The sequence below is a fragment of the Streptomyces sp. NPDC043853 genome, from assembly GCF_056436025.1.
Genome location: NZ_JBWKDJ010000006.1, coordinates 381,951 through 402,391, shown reverse-complemented (window position 1 = coordinate 402,391; position 20,441 = coordinate 381,951). Strand labels below are relative to the sequence as shown.

The 20,441-nt window shown below is 75.3% G+C and carries 1 protein-coding gene; it reads right to left on the bottom strand.

Annotated features, from left to right (window positions below; translation table 11 throughout):
* Window positions 1-82: 82 nt before the first annotated feature.
* A complete protein-coding gene (locus AC067U_RS19020) occupies window positions 83-20,428 on the bottom strand; it encodes a type I polyketide synthase (protein ID WP_478830883.1) in 20,346 nt (6,781 codons plus the stop codon).
* Window positions 20,429-20,441 lie beyond the last annotated feature (13 nt).

Genomic DNA, 20,441 nt, shown 5'->3' with positions numbered 1-20,441 from the left:
GGTATGTGAGGAAATTCGGGAAGGCGGTGGCCGTACCGCCGGAACAGGGGGTCCGGCGGTACGGCCTGGGGGTGGGTGGGGTTCAGCCCTGGCCGAACTTCTTGTCGATGAGCGCGAACAGCTCGTCGTCGCTGGCGTCCTCGATCTCGTCCGCGGTGGTCGCCTCGCCGTCGGTGCGGCGGGCGTCGTTCCACTGGGCCAGCAGCGTCTGGAGGCGTACGGCGACGCGTGCGTGCGCCGCGTCGTCGCCGGCCGCTGCGGCCAGGTCCGCCGGATCCAGGGAGGAGAAGGTGCTCTCCAGGCGGTCGAGTTCCTCCAGCACGGAGAGCTTGCGCTCCGCGGTGCCGTCCGGCGCGACCTCGTCCAGCAGGTGCCGGGCGAGGGCGGCCGGGGTCGGGTAGTCGTAGACCATCGTGGCGGGCAGCCGGAGGCCGGCAGCCGCCCCGAGCCGGTTGCGGAGTTCGACGGCGGTCAGCGAGTCGAAGCCGAGCTCCTTGAACGCCTGCTCCTCGCCGATGACTTCGGCCGACCTGTACCCGAGTACGGCGGCCACCTGGCCGCGCACCAGGTCCACCACGGTCCGCTCCCGCTCGGCCGCCGGCAGGGCGGCGAGCCGCTCGGTGAGCGTCCTGCCGCCGGCCCCGGGGGACGCGGCCGCTGCCGTCTCCTCCGCCCGGTTGGCGCCGGGCGGCAGCGCCGCCGCCCGGCGCTGCCGCACCGGTGTCCGGACCAGCCCGCGGAACACGGGCAGGAGTCCGCCGTCCGCGGCCCGGGCCCGCAGGACGGGCAGGTCGAGGCGGATCGGCAGCAGGACCGGCTCGCCGTCGGCTGCCAGCGCGGCGTCGAACAGGGCCAGGCCCTCCGCCGCGGACAGGGGGGCGACTCCGCCGCGTGCGGCGCGTTCCCGCTCCGCCGCGGTGAGCCTGCCCGCCATGCCGCGTTCCTCTGCCCACATGCCCCACACCAGGGACAGTCCGGGCAGGCCGTGGGCCCGCCGGTGCCGGGCGAGGGCGTCGAGGAACACGTTCGCCGCGGCGTAGTTGGCCTGGCCGGCGGCGCCGAGGGTGCCCGCGGCGGCGGAGAACAGGACGAACGCCGAGAGGTCGAGGTGGCGGGTCAGTTCGTGCAGGTGCAGCGCCCCGTCCACCTTGGGCCGCAGGACCCGGTCGACGCGCTCGGGGGTGAGCAGGTCCACGACGCCGTCGTCGAGCACGGCCGCGGTGTGTACGACCGCCGTCAGCGGGTGCTCGGCCGGTACGGATTCCAGGAGCGCGGCGAGCGCCCCCCGGTCGGCGACGTCGCAGGCCGCCCAGGTGACCTCGGCGCCCAACGCGGTGAGCTGCGCGGTCAGTTCGGGCGCGGTCTCGGTGTCGGCGCCCCTGCGGCCGGTGAGCAGCAGGTGGCGTACGCCGTGCTCGGTGACCAGGTGGCGGGCGAGGAGGCCGGCGAGTCCGCCGCCGGCCCCGGTGACGAGGACCGTGCCGCTGGTGTCGATGCGGCCGGCCGGTTCGCCGGTCTGCGCCATCCGGGCGTCCACCCGGGCCAGGCGGGGTGCGTACAGGGCACCGCCGCGTACGGCCAGTTCGGGTTCGTCGGACGCGAGGGCACCGGGCAGGGCCCGGCCGGAGGCTTCGGCGTCGTCGAGGTCGACGAGGACGAAGCGGTCCGGGTGCTCGGTCTGCGCGGCCCTCAGCAAGCCCCACACCGGGGTGTGGGCGAGGTCGGCGGCCTCGGTGTCCTCGTGGGCCGCCACGGCGCCCCGGGTGATGACGGCCAGGCGGGTGCCGGCGAAGCGGCCGTCGTCCAGCCAGCCCTGCACGGTCGCGAGCACGCGGTGCGTGACCTCCCGGACGTCCTGCCCGAGGCGGTCGGCGTCCGCTGCCGTGGTGCCGGTGGCGGCGGCCGTCATGAACGGCACGACCACGGTGTCGGGCATCGGCTGCCGGCCGGCCGTGACGGCCTCGTCCAGTGCTGCCGGGTCGGCGTACCGGGCGGCGGGCACTCCGGCCCGGCCCAGCGCGGCGGCCAGGCGGGCGTGGGCTCCGTCGGCGTCGCCCGCGGCGTCGCCGATGACCGCGAAGGTCGCGGCGGCAGGGCGGGCCGGCGCCGCCGTGCGCACCCAGTCGAGGCGGAACAGCCCGTCCTGCGATGCCGCGTCCGGGGCCGCCGCGAACCGCTCGGCGTCGAGCTCCCGGGTCACCAGCGCCCGGACGGACGCGACGGGTGCGCCCTGTTCGTCGGCCAGTTCGACGGACACCGTACCGGTGCCGTCGGGGGCGGTGATCCGCAGGCGCAGCGCGTCGGCGCCGACCGCGTGCAGGGCCACCCCGCGCCAGGCGAGGGGCTCGCGTGCGGCGGTGCCAGCGCCGGCGGCGGTGGTCGCCGCGAGCGCCTGGACCGCGGCGTCGAGCAGGGCCGGGTGCAGGCCGAATCCGCCCGCGGAGGAGCCCTGTTCGCCGGACAGCCGGGCCTGCGCGAAGACCTCCTCGCCCCGTACCCAGATCCGGGTCAGGGTCCGCAGGGCGGGTCCGTGGTAGAGGCCTGCGGCGGCGAGCCGGTCGCGGACCGCGTCGACGGAGACCTCGTCGGCTCCGGCGGGCGGCCAGGACGCCGTGTCGCCGGTTTCGCCGGTGCCCGCGGTCGCGCCGGTGCCCGCAGTCGCGCCGGTGTCCTCGGCCGCGTCCGCGGTGAGGAACCCGGTGGCGTGCCGGGACCAGGCCCCGCCGGACGGCCCGTCGCCGTCGCCCGCCCCGGTGCGGCCGTGGATCTCGACCTGGCGGCGGCCGGTGTCGTCGGCTCCGCCCACGGTGAGCCGGATCTGTACGGCCCCGTCCTCCGGGAGGACGAGCGGCTCCTCGGCGGTCAGCTCCGCCAGGTGGCCGCAGCCGACCTCGTCCCCGGCCCGCAGCGCGAGCTCGACGAGGGCCGCGCCCGGCACGACCGCGGAGTCGGCGACGACGTGGTCGGCCAGCCACGGGTGCGTGCGGCGGGAGAGCCGGCCGGTGAACAGGAACCCGCCGGTGCCGGGCAGTTCGACCGCGGCGCCGAGCAGCGGGTGCCCGGCCGGTTCGAGGCCGAGCGAGGTGGCGTCCTCGGCGGCGGCGAAGGAGTCGACCCAGTAGCGCTCGCGCTGGAAGGCGTAGGTGGGCAGGTCGACGCGCCGGGCGCCGGCGCCGGAGTAGTACGCCGTCCAGTCGACGCCGACGCCGTGGACGTGGGCCCGGCCGAGGGCGGAGACGAGGGTCCCGGCCTCGGGCCGGCCCTTGCGGAGCACGGGCACGAAGACCGCACGGTCGGCACTGCCGGTGCCCGCGGTGTCGCCGTCGCCGTCGCCGTCGCCGGTCAGGCAGTCCTGGGCGAGCGCGGACAGCACGCCGTCGGGCCCGATCTCGACGTACGCCGTGACTCCGGCGGCCTCCAGGGCGCGGACGCTGTCGAGGAAGCGGACGGCCTCCCGGACGTGCCGCACCCAGAAGTCGGCCGTGGCCATCTCGTCGCCGGCGAGGGCACCGGTCAGGTTGGACACGACGGGGATGCGCGGGGCCCCGTACGTGAGCCGCTCGGCGACCTTGCGGAAGTCGGCCAGCATGCCGTCCATGTGGGGCGAGTGGAAGGCGTGGCTGACGGTGAGCCGCTTGGTCTTCCGGCCGTCCGCCTCGAAGCGCCCGGCGATCGCCGCCGCGACGTCCTCGTCACCGGCGATGACCACGGACCGGGGGCCGTTGACGGCCGCGACGCCCACCCGGTCGGTGTCGGCGAGCAGCGGGAGGACCTCGTCCTCCGAGGCCTGGACGGCGATCATGGCGCCGCCGGCCGGGAGGGCCTGCATCAGCCGGCCGCGGGCGGCGACCAGCGTGCACGCGTCGTCCAGCGACAGGACGTCCGCCACGTGCGCGGCGGCGATCTCGCCGATGGAGTGGCCGGACAGGTAGTCCGGGTGCAGGCCCAGGCTCTCGACCAGCCGGTACAGCGCCACTTCGAAGGCGAACAGCCCCGGCTGGGTGAACCCGGTCCGGTCGAGCAGGGTCGGATCGGATCCGAACAGCACGTCCTTCAGGGGCAGTTCGAGGTGGACGTCCATGCGGGCGCAGATCGCGTCGAGCGCGTCCGCGAACACCGGGTGGGTGTCGTACAGTTCGCGGCCCATGCCGAGCCGCTGGCTGCCCTGGCCGGTGAACAGGAAGGCCACCTGCCGTTCCGCCCGGGCCACGCCCTGGGTGAGCGGGGCGGCGGAGTCGCCCGCCGCCAGCGCGGTCAGCGCCTCGCGGTGCTCCTCCCCCGCTCCGGCGACGATCACGGCGCGGTGGTCGAGGACCGCCCGGCCGGCCGCGAGCGAGTGGCCGATGTCCACCGGCCGCGGCCCGCCGTGCGCGCCGCTCCCGGCCTGCCCGTCGAGGTGGGCGAGGAGGCGGGCGGCCTGCTCGCGCAGGGCGGTCCCGGTGCGGCCCGAGAGGATCCACGGCCACGGGCCGGGGTTCTCCGGTCCGGCCGGCTCGGGGGCTTCTGCCGCCGGTGCCTGTTCGAGGATGGTGTGGGCGTTCGTACCGCTCACACCGAACGAGGACACGCCGGCCCGGCGCGGCCGCCCGGTCTCGGGCCAGGCCCGCCGCTCGGTGAGGAGCTCGAGGTCGCCCGCGGTCCAGTCGACGTGCGGGGTGGGCTCGTCCACGTGCAGGGTCTGCGGCAGCACCCCGTGACGCATCGCCAGCACCATCTTGATCACACCGGCCACACCGGCCGCGGCCTGTGTGTGACCGATGTTCGACTTGATCGAACCCAGCAGCAGCGGCCGGTCCTCCGGACGGTCCTGCCCGTACGTGGCCAGCAGAGCCTGCGCCTCGATCGGGTCGCCGAGCTTGGTGCCGGTGCCGTGCGCCTCGACCGCGTCGACCTCGGCGGCCGACAGCCCGGCACTCGCCAGCGCGGCACGGATCACCCGCTGCTGCGAGGGCCCGTTCGGCGCCGTCAGACCATTGCTCGCACCGTCCTGGTTCATGGCCGAACCACGCACCACAGCCAGCACCGGGTGCCCGTTGGCCCGCGCGTCCGACAGCCGCTCCACGAGCAGCATGCCGACACCCTCACCCCAGCCCGTACCGTCCGCACCCGCCGCGAACGCCTTGATCCGGCCGTCCGGGGCGAGCCCGCCCTGCCGGCTGAACTCGACGAAGGCGCCCGGAGTCGACATCACGGTGACACCGCCGGCCAGGGCCATCGAGCACTCGCCGCTGCGGAGCGCCTGCACCGCCAGGTGCAGCGAAACGAGGGACGCCGAGCAGGCGGTGTCGACGGTCACGGCCGGGCCTTCCAGCCCGAACACGTAGGAGAGTCGGCCGGAGACGACACTGGCGGAGTTGCCGGTGCTCATGAAGCCGTCGCCGCCGTGGGCGGAGTTCAGCACGAGCGACAGGTAGTCCTGGCCGTTGGTGCCGACGAACACGCCGGTCTGGCTGCCGCGCACCGACGACGGGTCGATGCCGGCCCGCTCGAAGGCCTCCCAGGAGGTCTCCAGCAGGAGCCGCTGCTGCGGGTCCATGGCCAGGGCCTCGCGCGGGGAGATCCCGAAGAAGCCGGGGTCGAACTCCGCGACGTCGTAGAGGAATCCGCCTTCGCGGGCGTACGAGGCCTCCTGCCCGAACCGCGACCCGAACAGTTCCTCGGCGTCCCAGCCGCGGTCGGCCGGGAACTCGCCGATGGCGTCGCCGCCGGCGGCCAGCAGCTGCCAGAGCTCCTCGGGGGTGCGCACCCCGCCGGGGAAGCGGCAGCTCATCGCGACGATCGCGATCGGGTCGTCGTCGGCGGCCCGGGCCGCGAGGACGGGAGCGGCCGGTTCGGCCCCGGCGCCGAGGAGTTCGCGGCGCAGGTGGTCCGCCAGGTCGGCGGAGGTCGGGTAGTCGTAGATCAGGGTGGCGGGGAGGCGCAGCCCGGTGGCCGCGCCGAGCCGGTTGCGGAGTTCGACGGCGGTCAGCGAGTCGAAGCCGAGCTCCTTGAACGCCCGTCCCGCGGCGATGCTCTCCGCTCCGGCGTGGCCGAGGACCGCGGCGACCTCCTTGCGGACGAGGTCGAGCAGCAGCCGGTCGCGTTCGGCGGCGGAGAGGCCCGCCAGCCGCTGCGCGAGGGAGTCCCGGCCGCCAGCGGGCGTGTCGCCCGGGGTTTCGCCGGCGGCCAGGGCGGCGAAGGCGCCGCGGGCCTCGGGCAGTTCGGCGAGGAGGCGGCTGGGGCGGACCGCGGTGAAGCCGGGGGCGAAGCGCTCCCAGTCGACGTCCGCGACGGCGACGACGGTGTCGTTCGCGTCGAGGGCGCGCTGGAGGGCGTCGACGGCCGCTTCGGCGTTCATGGGCGGTACGCCGCCCTTGCGCATCCGGGCTTCGAGGGCCTGGTCGGCGGCCATGCCGCCCTCGGCCCACGGGCCCCAGGCGATCGAGGTCGCGGCCAGGCCTGCGGCCCGGCGCTGCTCGGCGAGCGCGTCGAGGTGGGCGTTGGCGGCGGCGTAGTTGGCCTGACCCGCGGTTCCCCAGGTCCCGGTGACGGAGGAGAACAGCACGAAGGCGGAGAGCTCGATACCGAGTTCGCCCGTCAGCTCGTGGAGGTGCAGCGCGGATGTCACCTTCGCCCGCAGCACGCTCTCGAAGCGGTCCGGCGTCAGCGCGTCCAGAACACCGTCGTCCAGGATTCCGGCGGTGTGGACGACCGCCGTCAGGGTGTCGGCCTCGGCCGCCAGCAGCGTACGGAGGGCGTCCCGGTCGGCGGCGTCACACGCCACGACCGAGACCTCAACGCCGAGTTCCGCCAGCTCGGCAGCCAGTTCGGCGGCGCCCGGGGCATCGGGGCCCCGGCGGCTGGTCAGCACCAGCCGCTCCGCACCCGCACCCGCCAGCCACCGGGCCACATGCCCACCGAGAGCACCCGTACCCCCGGTCACCAGCACCGTCCCGGACGGCACCCACGACTCGGAGGTGCCTGCGGCGGCGCGGACGAGGCGGCGTCCGAAGACCCCGGAGGAGCGGACCGCGACCTGGTCCTCACCAGCCGCACCGCCCGCCAGGAGGCCGACCAGCCGGCCCATGGCCCGCTCGTCCCACACCTCGGGCAGGTCCACCAGACCACCCCAGCGCCCGGGCAGCTCCAGAGCCGCCACCCGGCCCAGACCCCACGTCTGGGCCTGCACCGCCGAGACGAGGCGGTCCGAACGGCCCACGCTCACCGCACCACGGGTCAGGCACCACAACGGCGCCCCCACCCCGGCATCACCCAACGCCTGCACCAGCACGGCAGTGGCGACGACACCGGCCGCCTCGTCCATCGCCAGCAGCGACACCACACCCGCCACCGAACCGACCTCGACCCCGGCCAGCAGACCGGCCACAACCTCACGATCGGCACCGGACTCGACGACCACCCGACGGACCTCGGCCCCACGCACGGCGAGGGCGCCTACGACGGCGGTGTCGTCCACGCCCGCGGCGGCAGGCGTCACGACCAGCCAGGATCCGGACACACGATGGCCGGAGGCCACGTCCGCCAGCGGCTTCCACGACACCCGGTAGCGCCATCCGTCCGCGCCCGATCCGCCGCCCGCGGCCACGCGGCGCTGCACCAGTGCGGCTTCCGGCCAGTACCGGCGGCGCTGGAAGGCGTACGTCGGCAGGTCGACCCGTACGGCTCCGGCCCCGTAGACGGCCTGCCAGTCGACGGAGATCCCGCGGACATGGCTCCGGGCCAGGGCGGCCATCACCATCTCGGCCTCCGGGCGGCCCTTGCGCACGGCGGGCACGAAGGCGGCTCCTGTCTCGCGGACGCACTCCTGGCCGAGGGCGGACAGTACGCCGTCCGGCCCGAGCTCGACGTACGTCGTCACGCCCGCGGCCTCCAGGGCCCGGATGCCGTCGAGGAAGCGGACGGCCTCGCGGACATGCCGCACCCAGAAGTCCGCCGTGCCCATCTCGTCCGAGACGAGGGCTCCGGTCAGATTGGAGACGACCGGGATGCGGGGGGCGGCGAAGGACAGACCCGCCACTACGTGGCGGAAGTCGTCCAGCATGCCGTCCATGTGCGGCGAGTGGAACGCGTGGCTGACGGTGAGCTGCTTGGTCTTCCGGTCCTGGGCCCGGAAGTGCTCGGCGATCGCGGCGGCCGCGTCCGCGTCGCCGGCGATGACCACCGACTGCGGGCCGTTGACGGCGGCGATGCCCACCCGGTCGGCGTCGGTCAGCAGCGGCAGGACCTCGTCCTCCGAGGCCTGCAGCGCGATCATGGCGCCGCCGGCCGGGAGCGCCTGCATCAGCCGGCCGCGGGCCGCGACCAGCGTGCACGCGTCGTCCAGCGAAAGGACCCCGGCGACGTGCGCGGCCGCGATCTCACCGATGGAGTGGCCGGAAACGAAGTCCGGCTTGAGGCCCCAGCTCGCCACGAGCCGGAACAGCGCCACCTCGATCGCGAACAGCGCCGGCTGGGTGTACTCCGTCCGGTCCAGCACATCGGTTCGGTCCGGCACAGCCGCGTCCGTTCCGAACAGGACGTCCTTCAGCGGCACGTCGAGGTCGAACCGGGCGCACACCTCGTCCAGCGCGTCAGCGAACACGGGGAAGGCGTCGTACAGTTCGCGGCCCATGCCGAGGCGCTGGCTGCCCTGTCCCGTGAACAGGAAGGCGACCTTGCCCCCCGCCGGCGAGCCCGTCACCACACCTGCCGCCGGGTCGCCCGCCGCCAGCGCGGTGAGGCCGGCGAGCAGGCCCGCACGGTCGTCGGCGACCACGGCCGCGCGCTCTTCGAACGCGGAGCGGCCGGTCGCGAGGGTCACGCCGACGTCGGCCGGGCGGAGTGCGGGGTCGGCGAGCAGCCGTGCCCGCAGGCCCTCGGCCTGGGCGCGGAGTGCCGGCTCGCTCTTCGCGGAGACCAGCAGCGGCAGCGGCAGGGGGTTCTCCTCCGCCTCGACCGCAGCCCGCACCGACGGGGCCTGCTCGATGATCGTGTGGGCGTTGGTGCCGCTGAAGCCGAACGAGGAGATGCCGGCCCGGCGCGGACGACCCGTCTCGGGCCACGCGCGTCGCTCGGTGAGCAGCTCGATCTCGCCCGCCTCCCAGTCCACCCGGTGCGAGGGCGCGTCGATGTGGAGGCTCTGCGGCAGCTCTCCGTGCTGCATGGCCAGCACCATCTTGATGACGCCCGCGACACCGGCGGCGGCCTGAGTGTGCCCGATGTTCGACTTCACCGAGCCCAGGAACAGCGGCTCACCGTCCGTGCGGTCCCGGCCGTACGTGGCGAGCAGCGCCTGCGCCTCGATCGGGTCGCCCAGGGTCGTGCCCGTTCCGTGGGCCTCGACCGCGTCCACGTCGGCGGCCGTCAGGCTCGCGCTCGCCAGGGCGGCGCGGATGACGCGCTGCTGGGACGGGCCGTTGGGGGCGGTCAGGCCGTTGCTGGCACCGTCCTGGTTGACCGCCGAGCCCCGCACGACGGCGAGGACCGGGTGGCCGTTGCGCTGCGCGTCCGACAGCCGCTCCACGAGCAGCATGCCGACGCCCTCGCCCCAGCCGGTGCCGTCGGCAGCAGCCGCGAAGGCCTTGATCCGGCCGTCGGCGGCCAGGCCGCGCTGCCGGCTGAACTCGATGAAGGTGCCGGGCGTCGCCATCACGGTGACGCCACCTGCCAGGGCGAGGTCGCATTCGCCGGCGCGGAGCGCCTGGATCGCCCAGTGCAGGGCGACCAGCGAGGAGGAGCAGGCGGTGTCGACGGTCACGGCCGGGCCTTCGAGGCCGAACACGTACGACAGACGGCCGGAAACCACGCTGGCGGCGTTGCCCGTACCGAGGTGGCCCTCCAGGCCGGACGGGTCCTCCAGGAGCACGGACAGGTAGTCCTGGCCGTTGGTGCCGACGAACACGCCGGCCTGGCTGCCGCGCAGGGTCTCGGGGTCGATACCGGCCCGTTCGAACGCCTCCCAGGAGGTCTCCAGCAGCAGGCGCTGCTGCGGGTCCATGGCGAGAGCCTCGCGCGGGGAGATGCCGAAGAAGTCGGCGTCGAAGTCGGCGGCGTCGTAGAGGAAGCCGCCCTGTCGGGTGTACGAGGTGCCCTCTGCGCCCGGATCGGCGTCGTACAGGGCGTCGAGGTCCCAGCCGCGGTCCAGGGGGAGGTCCGCGATCGCGTCGGTGCCGGAGGCCAGCAGCTGCCAGAGGTCCTCGGGGGTGCGTACGCCGCCGGGGAAGCGGCAGCTCATCGCGACGATCGCGATCGGGTCGTCGTCGGCGGCCGCGGCCACCGGGCCGGTCACCACGGCCTGCGTGCCGAGGAGTTCGGAGAGCAGGTTGGCGGCGAGCGCGGCCGGCGTCGGGTAGTCGTAGACGAGCGTGGCCGGCAGCCGGAGTCCGGTGGCGGCGACGAGCCGGTTGCGCAGCTCGACAGCGGTGAGCGAGTCGAAGCCGATCTCGCGGAAGGCCCGGCCGGCCTCGATGTCCTCGGCGCCGGAGTGGCCGAGGACCTCGGCGACCTCCTTGCGGACCAGGTCGAGCAGGAACGGCTCCCGGTCGCTCTCGGCCAGGCTCCCGAGGTGCGCGGCGAGCGAGGCGCCCGAGCGGTCGGTACGGTCGCCCGCGGCCCGGGCGCCGCCGGTGGCGGCCTCGGCCTCGGGCAGGTCCCCGAGCAGCCGGCCCGCGCGTACCGCCGTGAAGCCCGGCGCGAACGTCGCCCAGTCGAAGTCGACGATCGTCAGGGCGGCGTCGTCGGAGCCGACGGCCTGCCGGAGCGCCATGAGGGCGAGGTCTGCGTTCATGGGCGGTACTCCGCCCCGGCGCATCCGGGCTTCGAGGGCCTCGTCGGCGGCCATGCCGCCTTCGGCCCACGGGCCCCAGGCGATCGAGGTCGCGGCCAGGCCTGCGGCCCGGCGCTGCTCGGCGAGCGCGTCGAGGTAGGCGTTGGCGGCGGCGTAGTTGCCCTGCCCGGCCGCACCGATCGTGCCGCTCATGGAGGAGAACAGCACGAAGGCGGAGAGCTCGATGCCGAGCTCGCCCGTCAGCTCGTGCAGGTTGAGCGCGGAGGTCGCCTTCGCCCGCAGCACGCTCTCGAAGCGGTCCGGGGTCAGGGCGTCCAGGACACCGTCGTCCAGGACGCCGGCGGTGTGGACGACCGCCGTCAGGGTCCCGGCCTCGGCCGCCAGCAACGTGCGGAGGGCGTCCCGGTCGGCGGCGTCACACGCCACGACCGACACCTCCACGCCGAGTTCCGCCAGCTCGGCAGCCAGTTCGGCGGCGCCCGGAGCATCGGGGCCCCGGCGGCTGGTCAGCACCAGCCGCTCCGCACCCGCACCCGCCAGCCGGCGGGCCACGCGGCCACCCAGGGCACCCGTACCCCCGGTCACCAGCACCGTCCCGGACGGCGCCCAGGTCGCGGAGCCCTCCGACCGGGCCGCCCGGACCAGGCGGCGTCCGAAGACCCCGGAGGAGCGGACCGCGACCTGGTCCTCACCTGCGACACCGCCCGCCAGGAGGCCGGCCAGCCGGCCCATGGCCCGCTCGTCCCACACCTCCGGCAGGTCCACCAGACCGCCCCAGCGCCCGGGCAGCTCCAGAGCCGCCACCCGACCCAGACCCCACGTCTGGGCCTGAACGGCGGACACCAGCCGGTCCGAACGGCCCACGCTCACCGCACCACGGGTCAGGCACCACAACGGCGCCTCCACCCCGGCATCACCCAACGCCTGCACCAACACAGCCGTGGCCACCACACCAGCGGCCTCGTCCAGCGCCAGCAGCGACACCACACCCGCCACCGAACCGACCTCGACCCCGGCCAGCAGACCGGCCACAACCTCACGATCGGCACCGGCCTCGACGGCCACCCGACCGACCTCGGCCCCACGCACGGCCAGGGCGTCCACCACGGCCGCGGCACCGTCGACACCGGCGGCAGGCGTCACCACCAGCCAGGTACCGGACAGCCGGACGGCGGCCGCGGCATCCGTCAGCGGCTTCCACGAGACGCGGTAGCGCCAGCGGTCCACCTCGGACTGCTCCTGGCCCTGGCGGCGCCATGCGGACAGGGCGGGGACGAGCTCGTTGAACGGTGCGTCGGCGTCCACCTCCAGCTCGGCGGCGAGGGACGTGAGGTCGCCGTGTTCCACCGCCGCCCAGAACCGGGCGTCCACCGCGCCGGGTGCCGCGTCGGGCACCGTACTGCCGCTCGACAGGGACTTCTCCGGCCAGTAGCGCTGCCGCTGGAAGGCGTACGTCGGCAGTTCGACGCGTTCTTCGCCGGTACCGGCGAAGAACGCGGACCAGTCCACCTCCACGCCCCGCACGTACGCGCGGGCGACGGCGGCGACCGCCGTCTCCGCCTCCGGGCGGCCCGCACGCAGAAGGGGCACGAAGGCGACGTCGGCCGAGCCCGTGAGGCATTCCTGGGCGAGGGCGGACAGCACGCCGTCCGGACCCAGCTCGACGAAGGTGGTCGCACCGGCGGCTTCGAGGGCGCGGACGCCGTCGAGGAAGCGCACGGCGTCCCGGACGTGCCGCACCCAGAACTCGGCGGAGGCCATCTCGTCGGTGACGAGTGCGCCGGTCAGGCAGGACACGACCGGGATGCGGGGGGCTTCGAAGGTCAGCCCGGTCACCACCTGGCGGAAGTCGTCCAGCATTCCGTCCATGTGCGGCGAGTGGAACGCGTGGCTCACCGTCAGCCGCTTGCACTTCCGGCCCTGGGCCCGGAAGTGCTGGGCGATGGCGGCGGCCGCGTCCTCGTCGCCGGCGATGACCACCGACTGCGGGCCGTTGACCGCGGCGATGCCCACCCGGTCGGCGTCGGTGAGCAGCGGCAGGACCTCGTCCTCCGAGGCCTGAACGGCGATCATGGCGCCGCCGGCCGGGAGCGACTGCATCAACCGGCCGCGGGCCGCGACCAGCGTGCACGCGTCGTCCAGCGAGAAGACCCCGGCCACGTGCGCGGCGGCGATCTCGCCGATCGAGTGGCCGGCCACGAAGTCCGGTCGCACACCCCACGATTCGACGAGGCGGAACAGCGCCACCTCGACCGCGAACAGTGCCGGCTGGGTCCACTCGGTCCGGTCCAGCAGGCCCGCGTCGGTCCCGAAGAGCACGTCCTTCAGCGGGAGTGCGAGCTTCCCGCAGACGGCGTCGAGGGCCTGGGCGAACACGGGAAAGGCGTCGTACAGCTCGCGGCCCATGCCGAGGCGCTGGCTGCCCTGCCCGGTGAACAGGAAGGCCAGCCCGCCGCCCGACACCGAGCCCTGCACCAGCCCCGGAACCTGCTCGCCGGCTGCGAGGGCGTCCAGGCGGGCGACGAGTGCCTCGCCGTCCGACGGCTCGCCGAACACCACCGCGCGGTGCTCCAGGGCGGCCCGGTGCACGGCCAGGGAGTGGCCGAGGGCGGCCGCGCCCCGGGCGCCGGACTCCGCCAGCACCTCGGCCGCGGCCGGACGCAGGCGCGCGGCCTGGGCGCGCAGGGCGGCCGCGGTGCGGCCGGAGACCGTCCACGGCAGGACCGGCAGGACCGGGTTGACCGGCAGGATCTGCGGGGCCGACTCGCCTTCCTGCGGTGCCTGTTCGAGGACGGCGTGGGCGTTGGTGCCGCTGTAGCCGAACGAGGAGATGCCGGCCCGGCGGGGGCGGCCGGTCTCGGGCCAGGTCCGCTGCTCGGTCAGCAGCTCGATGTCGCCGGCGGACCAGTCGACGTAGGGGGTCGGCTCGTCGATGTGGAGGGTCTGCGGGAGCAGCCCGTGCCGCATGGCCATGACCATCTTGATGACGCCGGCGGCTCCGGCGACGGCCTGGGTGTGGCCGATGTTCGACTTCACCGAGCCCAGGAACAGCGGCCGGTCTTCCGGCCGGTCCTGCCCGTAGGTGGCGAGCAGGGCCTGCGCCTCGATCGGGTCGCCGAGCCGGGTGCCCGTGCCGTGGGCCTCCACGGCGTCGACCTCGGCGGCGCTGAGGCCGGCGTCGGCGAGGGCCTCGCGGATGACCCGTTGCTGCGAGGGGCCGTTGGGGGCGGTGAGGCCGTTGGAGGCGCCGTCCTGGTTGACGGCGGTGCCGCGGACGACGGCGAGGACGGGGTGGCCGTTGCGGCGGGCGTCGGAGAGCCGCTCCAGGAGGAGCAGGCCGACGCCTTCGGACCAGATCGTGCCGTCGGCGGCCGCCGCGAACGCCTTGATGCGGCCGTCGCCGGCCAGGCCGCGCTGGCGGCTGAACTCGGTGAAGGCGCCGGGCGTGGACATGATGGTCACGGCGCCCGCGAGGGCCATCGTGCATTCGCCGCGGCGCAGGGCCTGGGCGGCGAGGTGCAGGGTGACGAGCGACGAGGAGCAGGCCGTGTCGATGGTGACGGCCGGGCCCTCCAGGCCGAAGGTGTAGGAGATGCGGCCGGAGACCACGCTGGCCGCGTTGCCGGTGCCGAGGTGGCCTTCGAGGTCGGCGGCGCCCGCGTCGTCGAGCCAGAGCTGGAGGTAGTCCTGGGCGTTGGAGCCGACGAACACGCCGGTGCGGCTGCCGCGCAGGCCGGTCGGGTCGATGCCCGCGCGTTCGAAGGTCTCCCAGGTGGTTTCCAGCAGCAGGCGCTGTTGCGGGTCCATGGCGAGGGCCTCGCGCGGGGAGATCCCGAAGAAGGCGGCGTCGAACTCGGCGGCCTCGTGCAGGAAGCCGCCCTCGCGGACGTAGCTGGTGCCCTCGCGGTCGGGGTCGTCGCTGTAGAGGGTGTCGAGGTCCCAGCCCCGGTCGGCGGGGAAGGCGGTGATGCCGTCGCGGCCCTCGGCGAGCATCCGCCACAGGTCTTCGGGGGAGGTGATGCCGCCGGGGAAGCGGCAGTTCATCGCGACGATGGCGATCGGGTCGTCGCCGGTTGTGGAGGCGGTGGCGGTGGCGCCTGCCGAGGCGGCGGCCCGCCGACGGGCCGGGAGGCGGTCGGCGCCGGCGGTGCCGGTTGCGGTGCCGGCGTCGTCGGCGAGGTCGCCGACGAGCTCCTCGCGGAGGTACTGGGCGAGGGCGGTGGCCGTCGGGTAGTCGAAGACGAGGGTGGCGGGCAGGCGGCGGCCGGTGGCCTCGCCGAGCAGGTTGCGCAGCTCGACGGCGGTCAGCGAGTCGAAGCCGAGCTCTTTGAAGGAGCGGCCCGGTTCGACGGCGGCGGCGTTCGGGTAGCCCAGGGCCGTGGCGACCTGCTTGCGTACGAGGTCGAGGAGGGTGCGCTCCTGCTCGGCGGCCGGGAGGCCGGCGAGTCGCTGCCGCAGGCCGGAGGCGCCTGCGGCCAGAGCGGCCGCGGTGCCCGCGGACCGGCGGGCGGGGACCCGGACGAGTCCGCGGAGCAGCGGGGAGAGGGTGCCGGCCCGGGCCTGGGGGCGGAGCCCGGTGGGGTCGATGCGCATCAGGACGGGGACGGCCTCGTCGAGGCGGTGCGCGAGGTCGAACAGGTCGAGGCCCTCGGCCGAGGTCAGCGGGGGCAGTCCGCCGCGGGTCATACGGCTGATGTCGGCTTCGGTGAGGCTGCCGGCCATGCCCGAGCCGTCGGCCCACAGGGCCCAGGCCAGGGAGGTGGCGGGGAGCCCGAGGGATCGGCGGTGGTGGGCGAGGGCGTCGAGGAAGACGTTGGCGGCGGCGTAGTTGCCCTGGCCGGCGCCGCCAAAGGTGCCGCCGATGGAGGAGAAGAGGAGGAAGGCGGACAGGTCGAGGTCGCGGGTCAGCTCGTGCAGGTGGACGGCCGCGTCGGCCTTGGGGCGCAGGACGGCCGACAGGCGCTCGGGGGTGAGGGAGGTGATCACGCCGTCGTCGAGGACGCCGGCGGTGTGGACGACCGCTCCGAGCGGGTGCTCGGCGGGGACGGCCTCCAGTACGGCGGCCAGCGCGTCGCGGTCGGCGACGTCGCAGGCGGCCCAGGTCACCGAGGCGCCCGCGGCGGTGAGTTCGTCGGCGAGCTGCCGGGCCTCGGGGGTGGCGCCGCCGCGGCGGCCGACGAGCAGCAGGTGGCGTACGCCGTGCTCGGCGACGAGTCGGTGGGCGATCAGCCCGCCGAGGAGACCGCCGGCGCCGGTGATCAGGACGGTCGACTCCGGCGCGTAGCGGATGCCCTCCGGGGCCGGCTGCTCCTCCGTCTGCTCCGCTTCCTCGGACTGCCGGGGCACCCGGGCGAGGCGCGGTACGAGGGCGGTGCCGGCCCGCAGGGCGAGTTCCGGCTCGCCGGCGGCCCGGGCTGCGGCGAGGGCGGCGGGCAGGGCGCGAGCGGAGTCCTCGGTGCCGTCGCTGTCGAGGAGCAGCAGCCGGTCGGGGTTCTCGGCCTGTGCGGAGCGCAGCAGGCCGCGTACGGCCGCGTGGACGGGGTCGGTGAGGGCGTCGGGGCCGGTGCTGGTGGTGGCGGCCGCGACCGCGCCCGAGGTGAGGACGACGAGGCGGGTGGCGGCGAACCGGTCGCCGGTGAACGGCTCCTCCCCCAGCCAGGTCCGGGCGAGGGCGAGGGCGTGGTGCGTGGCCCGGTGCACGGCCTCGGCGGACAGCTCCGGCACGGCGGAGCCGGCCGGGGCGCAGATGGCGAACAGGGCCTGCGGGACGGGTGCTCCGGCGTCGACCGCGGCGGCCAGCTCGGCGGGGTCCGCGTAGACGGCGATGTCATCGGCGTCCGGGCCGGGGCCCGCGCCGAGCAGGGCGGTGGGGACTTCGGTCCCCAGGACCGCCCAGCGGCCGTGCAGGTCCGCGTCCCCGTCCGCGTCCGCGTCGGTGTCGGCGTCGGTGTCGGCGGCCGTGTCGGTGCCGGTCGCGGTGGTGGCGGGCAGTGGCGTCCACTCGGTGCGGAACACCGACTCGTGGTGGGCGGTGCGGGCCGCCCGGACCTGCTCGGCCGACACGGCCCGCAGGACGAGCGAGTCCACGGTCGCGACGGGTGCGCCCGTCACGTCCGCGATCTCCAGGCGTACGCCGTCGCCCGCGCCGGTCGGGGCGAGGTGGACACGCAGGGCGTCGGCGCCGCTCGCGTGGAGGGTCACGCCGCTCCAGGCGAACGGGAGCCGGCCCTCGCCCTCGGTGCCGCCGAGCACCCCGAGGCCGAGGGTGTGCAGCACCGCGTCCAGCAGCGCCGGGTGGAGGCCGAAGTCCCTTGCCGTGGCGGCGGTCTCCTCGGGGAGGGCGACCTCGGCGCAGACTCCGTCGCCATGCCGCCAGGCGGCGGTGAGACCGCGGAAGGCCGGGCCGTAGCCCATGCCGACCTCGGCCAGGTCGGCGTAGAGGCCGTCGGTGGCGAGGGGTTCGGCGCCGGCCGGGGGCCACTGCCCGGCCGCGAACACCGACCGGGCCGGGACGGCGGTGCGGGCGAGGACACCGCCGGCGTGCCGGGTCCAGGGCTCGTTGGCGGCGCTGTCCGCGGGGCGGGAGGAGAGGCTGAAGGAGCGTCGGCCGGAGCCGTCGGCGTCGGGTGCGCTCACGTTGATCTGGAGCTGTACGCCGCCGCGTTCGGGCAGGACGAACGGCGCTTCGAGGGTCAGTTCCTCGAGGGTGCCGCAGCCGGCCTGGTCGCCGGCCCAGACCGCCAGTTCGACGAAGGCCGTGCCGGGGAGCAGGATGCTGCCCATGACCCGGTGGTCGGCCAGCCAGGGGTGGGTGGCCGCGGACAGCAGGCTGGTGAAGGCGAGGCCGTCGGAGTCGGCGAGGGCGACCATGGCGCCGAGCAGCGGGTGCGCGGCCTCGTGCAGACCGGCCGCGGTGAGGTCACCGATCCGGCTGCCCGGCTCGATCCAGTAGCGCTGCCGCTGGAAGGCGTAGGTGGGCAGGTCGTCGGCCGGGCGGGCGCCGGTGCCGGCGTAGAAGGCCCGCCAGTCGACCCGGAGGCCGTGGGCGTGGGCCCGGGCGAGGGCGGTGACCAGGGCCTCGGTCTCGTCGCGGCCCTTGCGGAGGACCGGTACGAAGACGGCGTCCTCGGTGACGCAGTCCTGGGCGAGGGAGGACAGCACGCCGTCGGGGCCGAGTTCGACGTACGCCCTCACGCCGGCGGCTTCCAGGGCGCGGACGCCGTCGAGGAAGCGGACGGCTTCGCGGACGTGCCGGACCCAGAAGTCGGCTGCGGCCATCTCGTCGGTGACGAGGGCGCCGGTGAGGTTGGAGACGACCGGGATGCGGGGGGTCCCGAAGGTCAGCCCGGCCACCACCGCGCGGAAGTCGTCCAGCATGCCGTCCATGTGCGGCGAGTGGAAGGCGTGGCTGACGGTGAGGCGCTTGGTCTTGCGGCCCTGGGCCTCGAAACCGGCCGCGACGGCGGTGGCGGCGTCCTCGTCGCCGGCGACGACCACCGACTGCGGGCCGTTGACCGCGGCGATGCTGACGCCGTCGGTGAGCAGCGGCAGGACCTCGTCCTCCGCGGCCTGCACGGCGATCATGGCGCCGCCGGCCGGGAGCGCCTGCATCAGCCGGCCGCGCGCCGCGACCAGCGTGCACGCGTCGTCCAGCGACAGCACGCCCGCCACATGGGCGGCAGCGATCTCGCCGATCGAGTGGCCGGCCACGAAGTCCGGCTTCAGGCCCCAGGACTCGACGAGGCGGAACAGCGCCACCTCGATCGCGAACAGGGCGGGCTGGGTGTACTCGGTCCGGTCCAGCAGCTCCGGGTCCGACCCGAACAGGGCTTCCTTCAACGGGAGTTGCAGCCGCTCGCAGACGGCGTCGAGGGCCCGGGCGAACACGGGGTGGGCCGCGTACAGCTCACGGCCCATGCCGAGCCGCTGGCTGCCCTGCCCGGTGAACAGGAAGGCGACCTTCCCGCCGGCCGGGGAGCCCGTGACCACGCCGGCCGCCGTACCGCCCTCGGCCAGCGCGGCGAGGCCGGCCAGCAGCCCCTCGCGGTCCGCGGCCACGACGGCCGCCCGGTCCTCGAACTGCGCCCGGCCCGCCGCCAGCGACCACGCGATGTCGAGCGGGGCGGTCCCGTCGTGCTCGCGGGCGTACCCGAGGAGCCGTGCCGCCTGCTCGCGCAGGGCGTCCCGGCTCTTCGCCGAGAGCAGCCACGGCAGGACCTGCGGCGCCCGCGGCGCGGTGTCCTCGGGCAGCTGAGCGGGGGCGCGGTCGGCCTCCGGGGCCTGCTCGATGATGGTGTGGACGTTGGTGCCGCTGACGCCGAAGGCGGAGACCCCGGCCCGGTAGGGGCGTCCGGTCTGCGGCCACGGCCGCTGCTCGGTGAGCAGCGAGACGGCACCGGCCTCCCAGTCGACGTGCGAGGTCGGCGCGTCGACGTGCAGGGTCCGGGGCAGGACCCCGTGCCGCATCGCCATGACCATCTTGATGATGCCGGCGATGCCGGCGGTGTTCTGGGTGTGCCCGATGTTCGACTTCAGGGAGCCCAGCCACAGCGGACGGTCCGCCGGCCGGTCCTGGCCGTAGGTGGCGAGCAGCGCCTGCGCCTCGATGGGGTCGCCGAGGGTGGTGCCGGTGCCGTGGGCCTCGACGGCGTCGATGTCGGCGGGGGTGAGGCGGGCGCTTTCGAGGGCCTGGCGGATGACGCGCTGCTGGGCGGGCCCGTTGGGGGCGGTGAGGCCGTTGCTGGCGCCGTCCTGGTTGACGGCGGAGCCGCGGACGAGGGCCAGGACCCGGTGTCCGTTGCGGCGGGCGTCGGACAGGCGTTCCACCAGCAGGACGCCGACGCCCTCGGACCAGCCGGTGCCGTCCGCCGCCTCGGCGAAGGACTTGCAGCGGCCGTCGGGCGACAGTCCGCGCTGGCGGCTGAACTCGACGAAGACGTCCGGGCCGGCGAGGACGGTGACGCCGGCGGCCACGGCCAGGGAGCATTCGCCCTGCCGGAGGGCCTGGACGGCCATGTGCAGGGCGACGGAGGAGGACGAGCAGGCCGTGTCGACGGTGGCGGCGGGGCCCTCCAGGCCGAAGGTGTAGGCGAGGCGGCCGGAGACCACGCTGGAGGCGGTGCCGGTGAGGAGGTGTCCCTCCACCCCGTCCGGCAGGTCCCCCGAACCGGCGCCGTACGCGTTGGCGGACGCGCCGACGAACACGCCGGCCCGGCTGCCGCGCAGGGTCGCCGGGTCGATGCCGGCCCGTTCGAAGACCTCCCAGGTGGTTTCCAGCAGCAGGCGCTGCTGCGGGTCCATGGCGAGGGCCTCGCGCGGGGAGATCCCGAAGAAGGCCGGGTCGAACTCGGGTGCCCCGTAGAGGAATCCGCCGTGGCGGGCGTAGGTGGTGCCGGGGTGGTCGGGGTCGGGGTCGTACAGCGACTCGACGTCCCAGCCGCGGTCGGTGGGGAAGCCGGAGATGGCGTCGCCGCCGCTCTCGACGAGCTTCCACAGGTCCTCGGGCGAGCCGACGCCGCCGGGGAAGCGGCAGCTCATGCCGACGATCGCGACGGGTTCCCGGGAGGCGTCGGTGAGCTCCTGGTTCCGGCGGCGCAGCCGCTCGGTTTCCTTGAGGGAGGCCCGCAGCGCTTCAACGACTTTTTCGTTCTGGGTGGTCATCATTTGCTCCGCACTT

Bases quoted from the DNA above. Each gene is read 5' to 3' on its own strand.
- AC067U_RS19020 (WP_478830883.1), bottom strand. From the start codon at position 20,428: ATGATGACCACCCAGAACGAAAAAGTCGTTGAAGCGCTGCGGGCCTCC.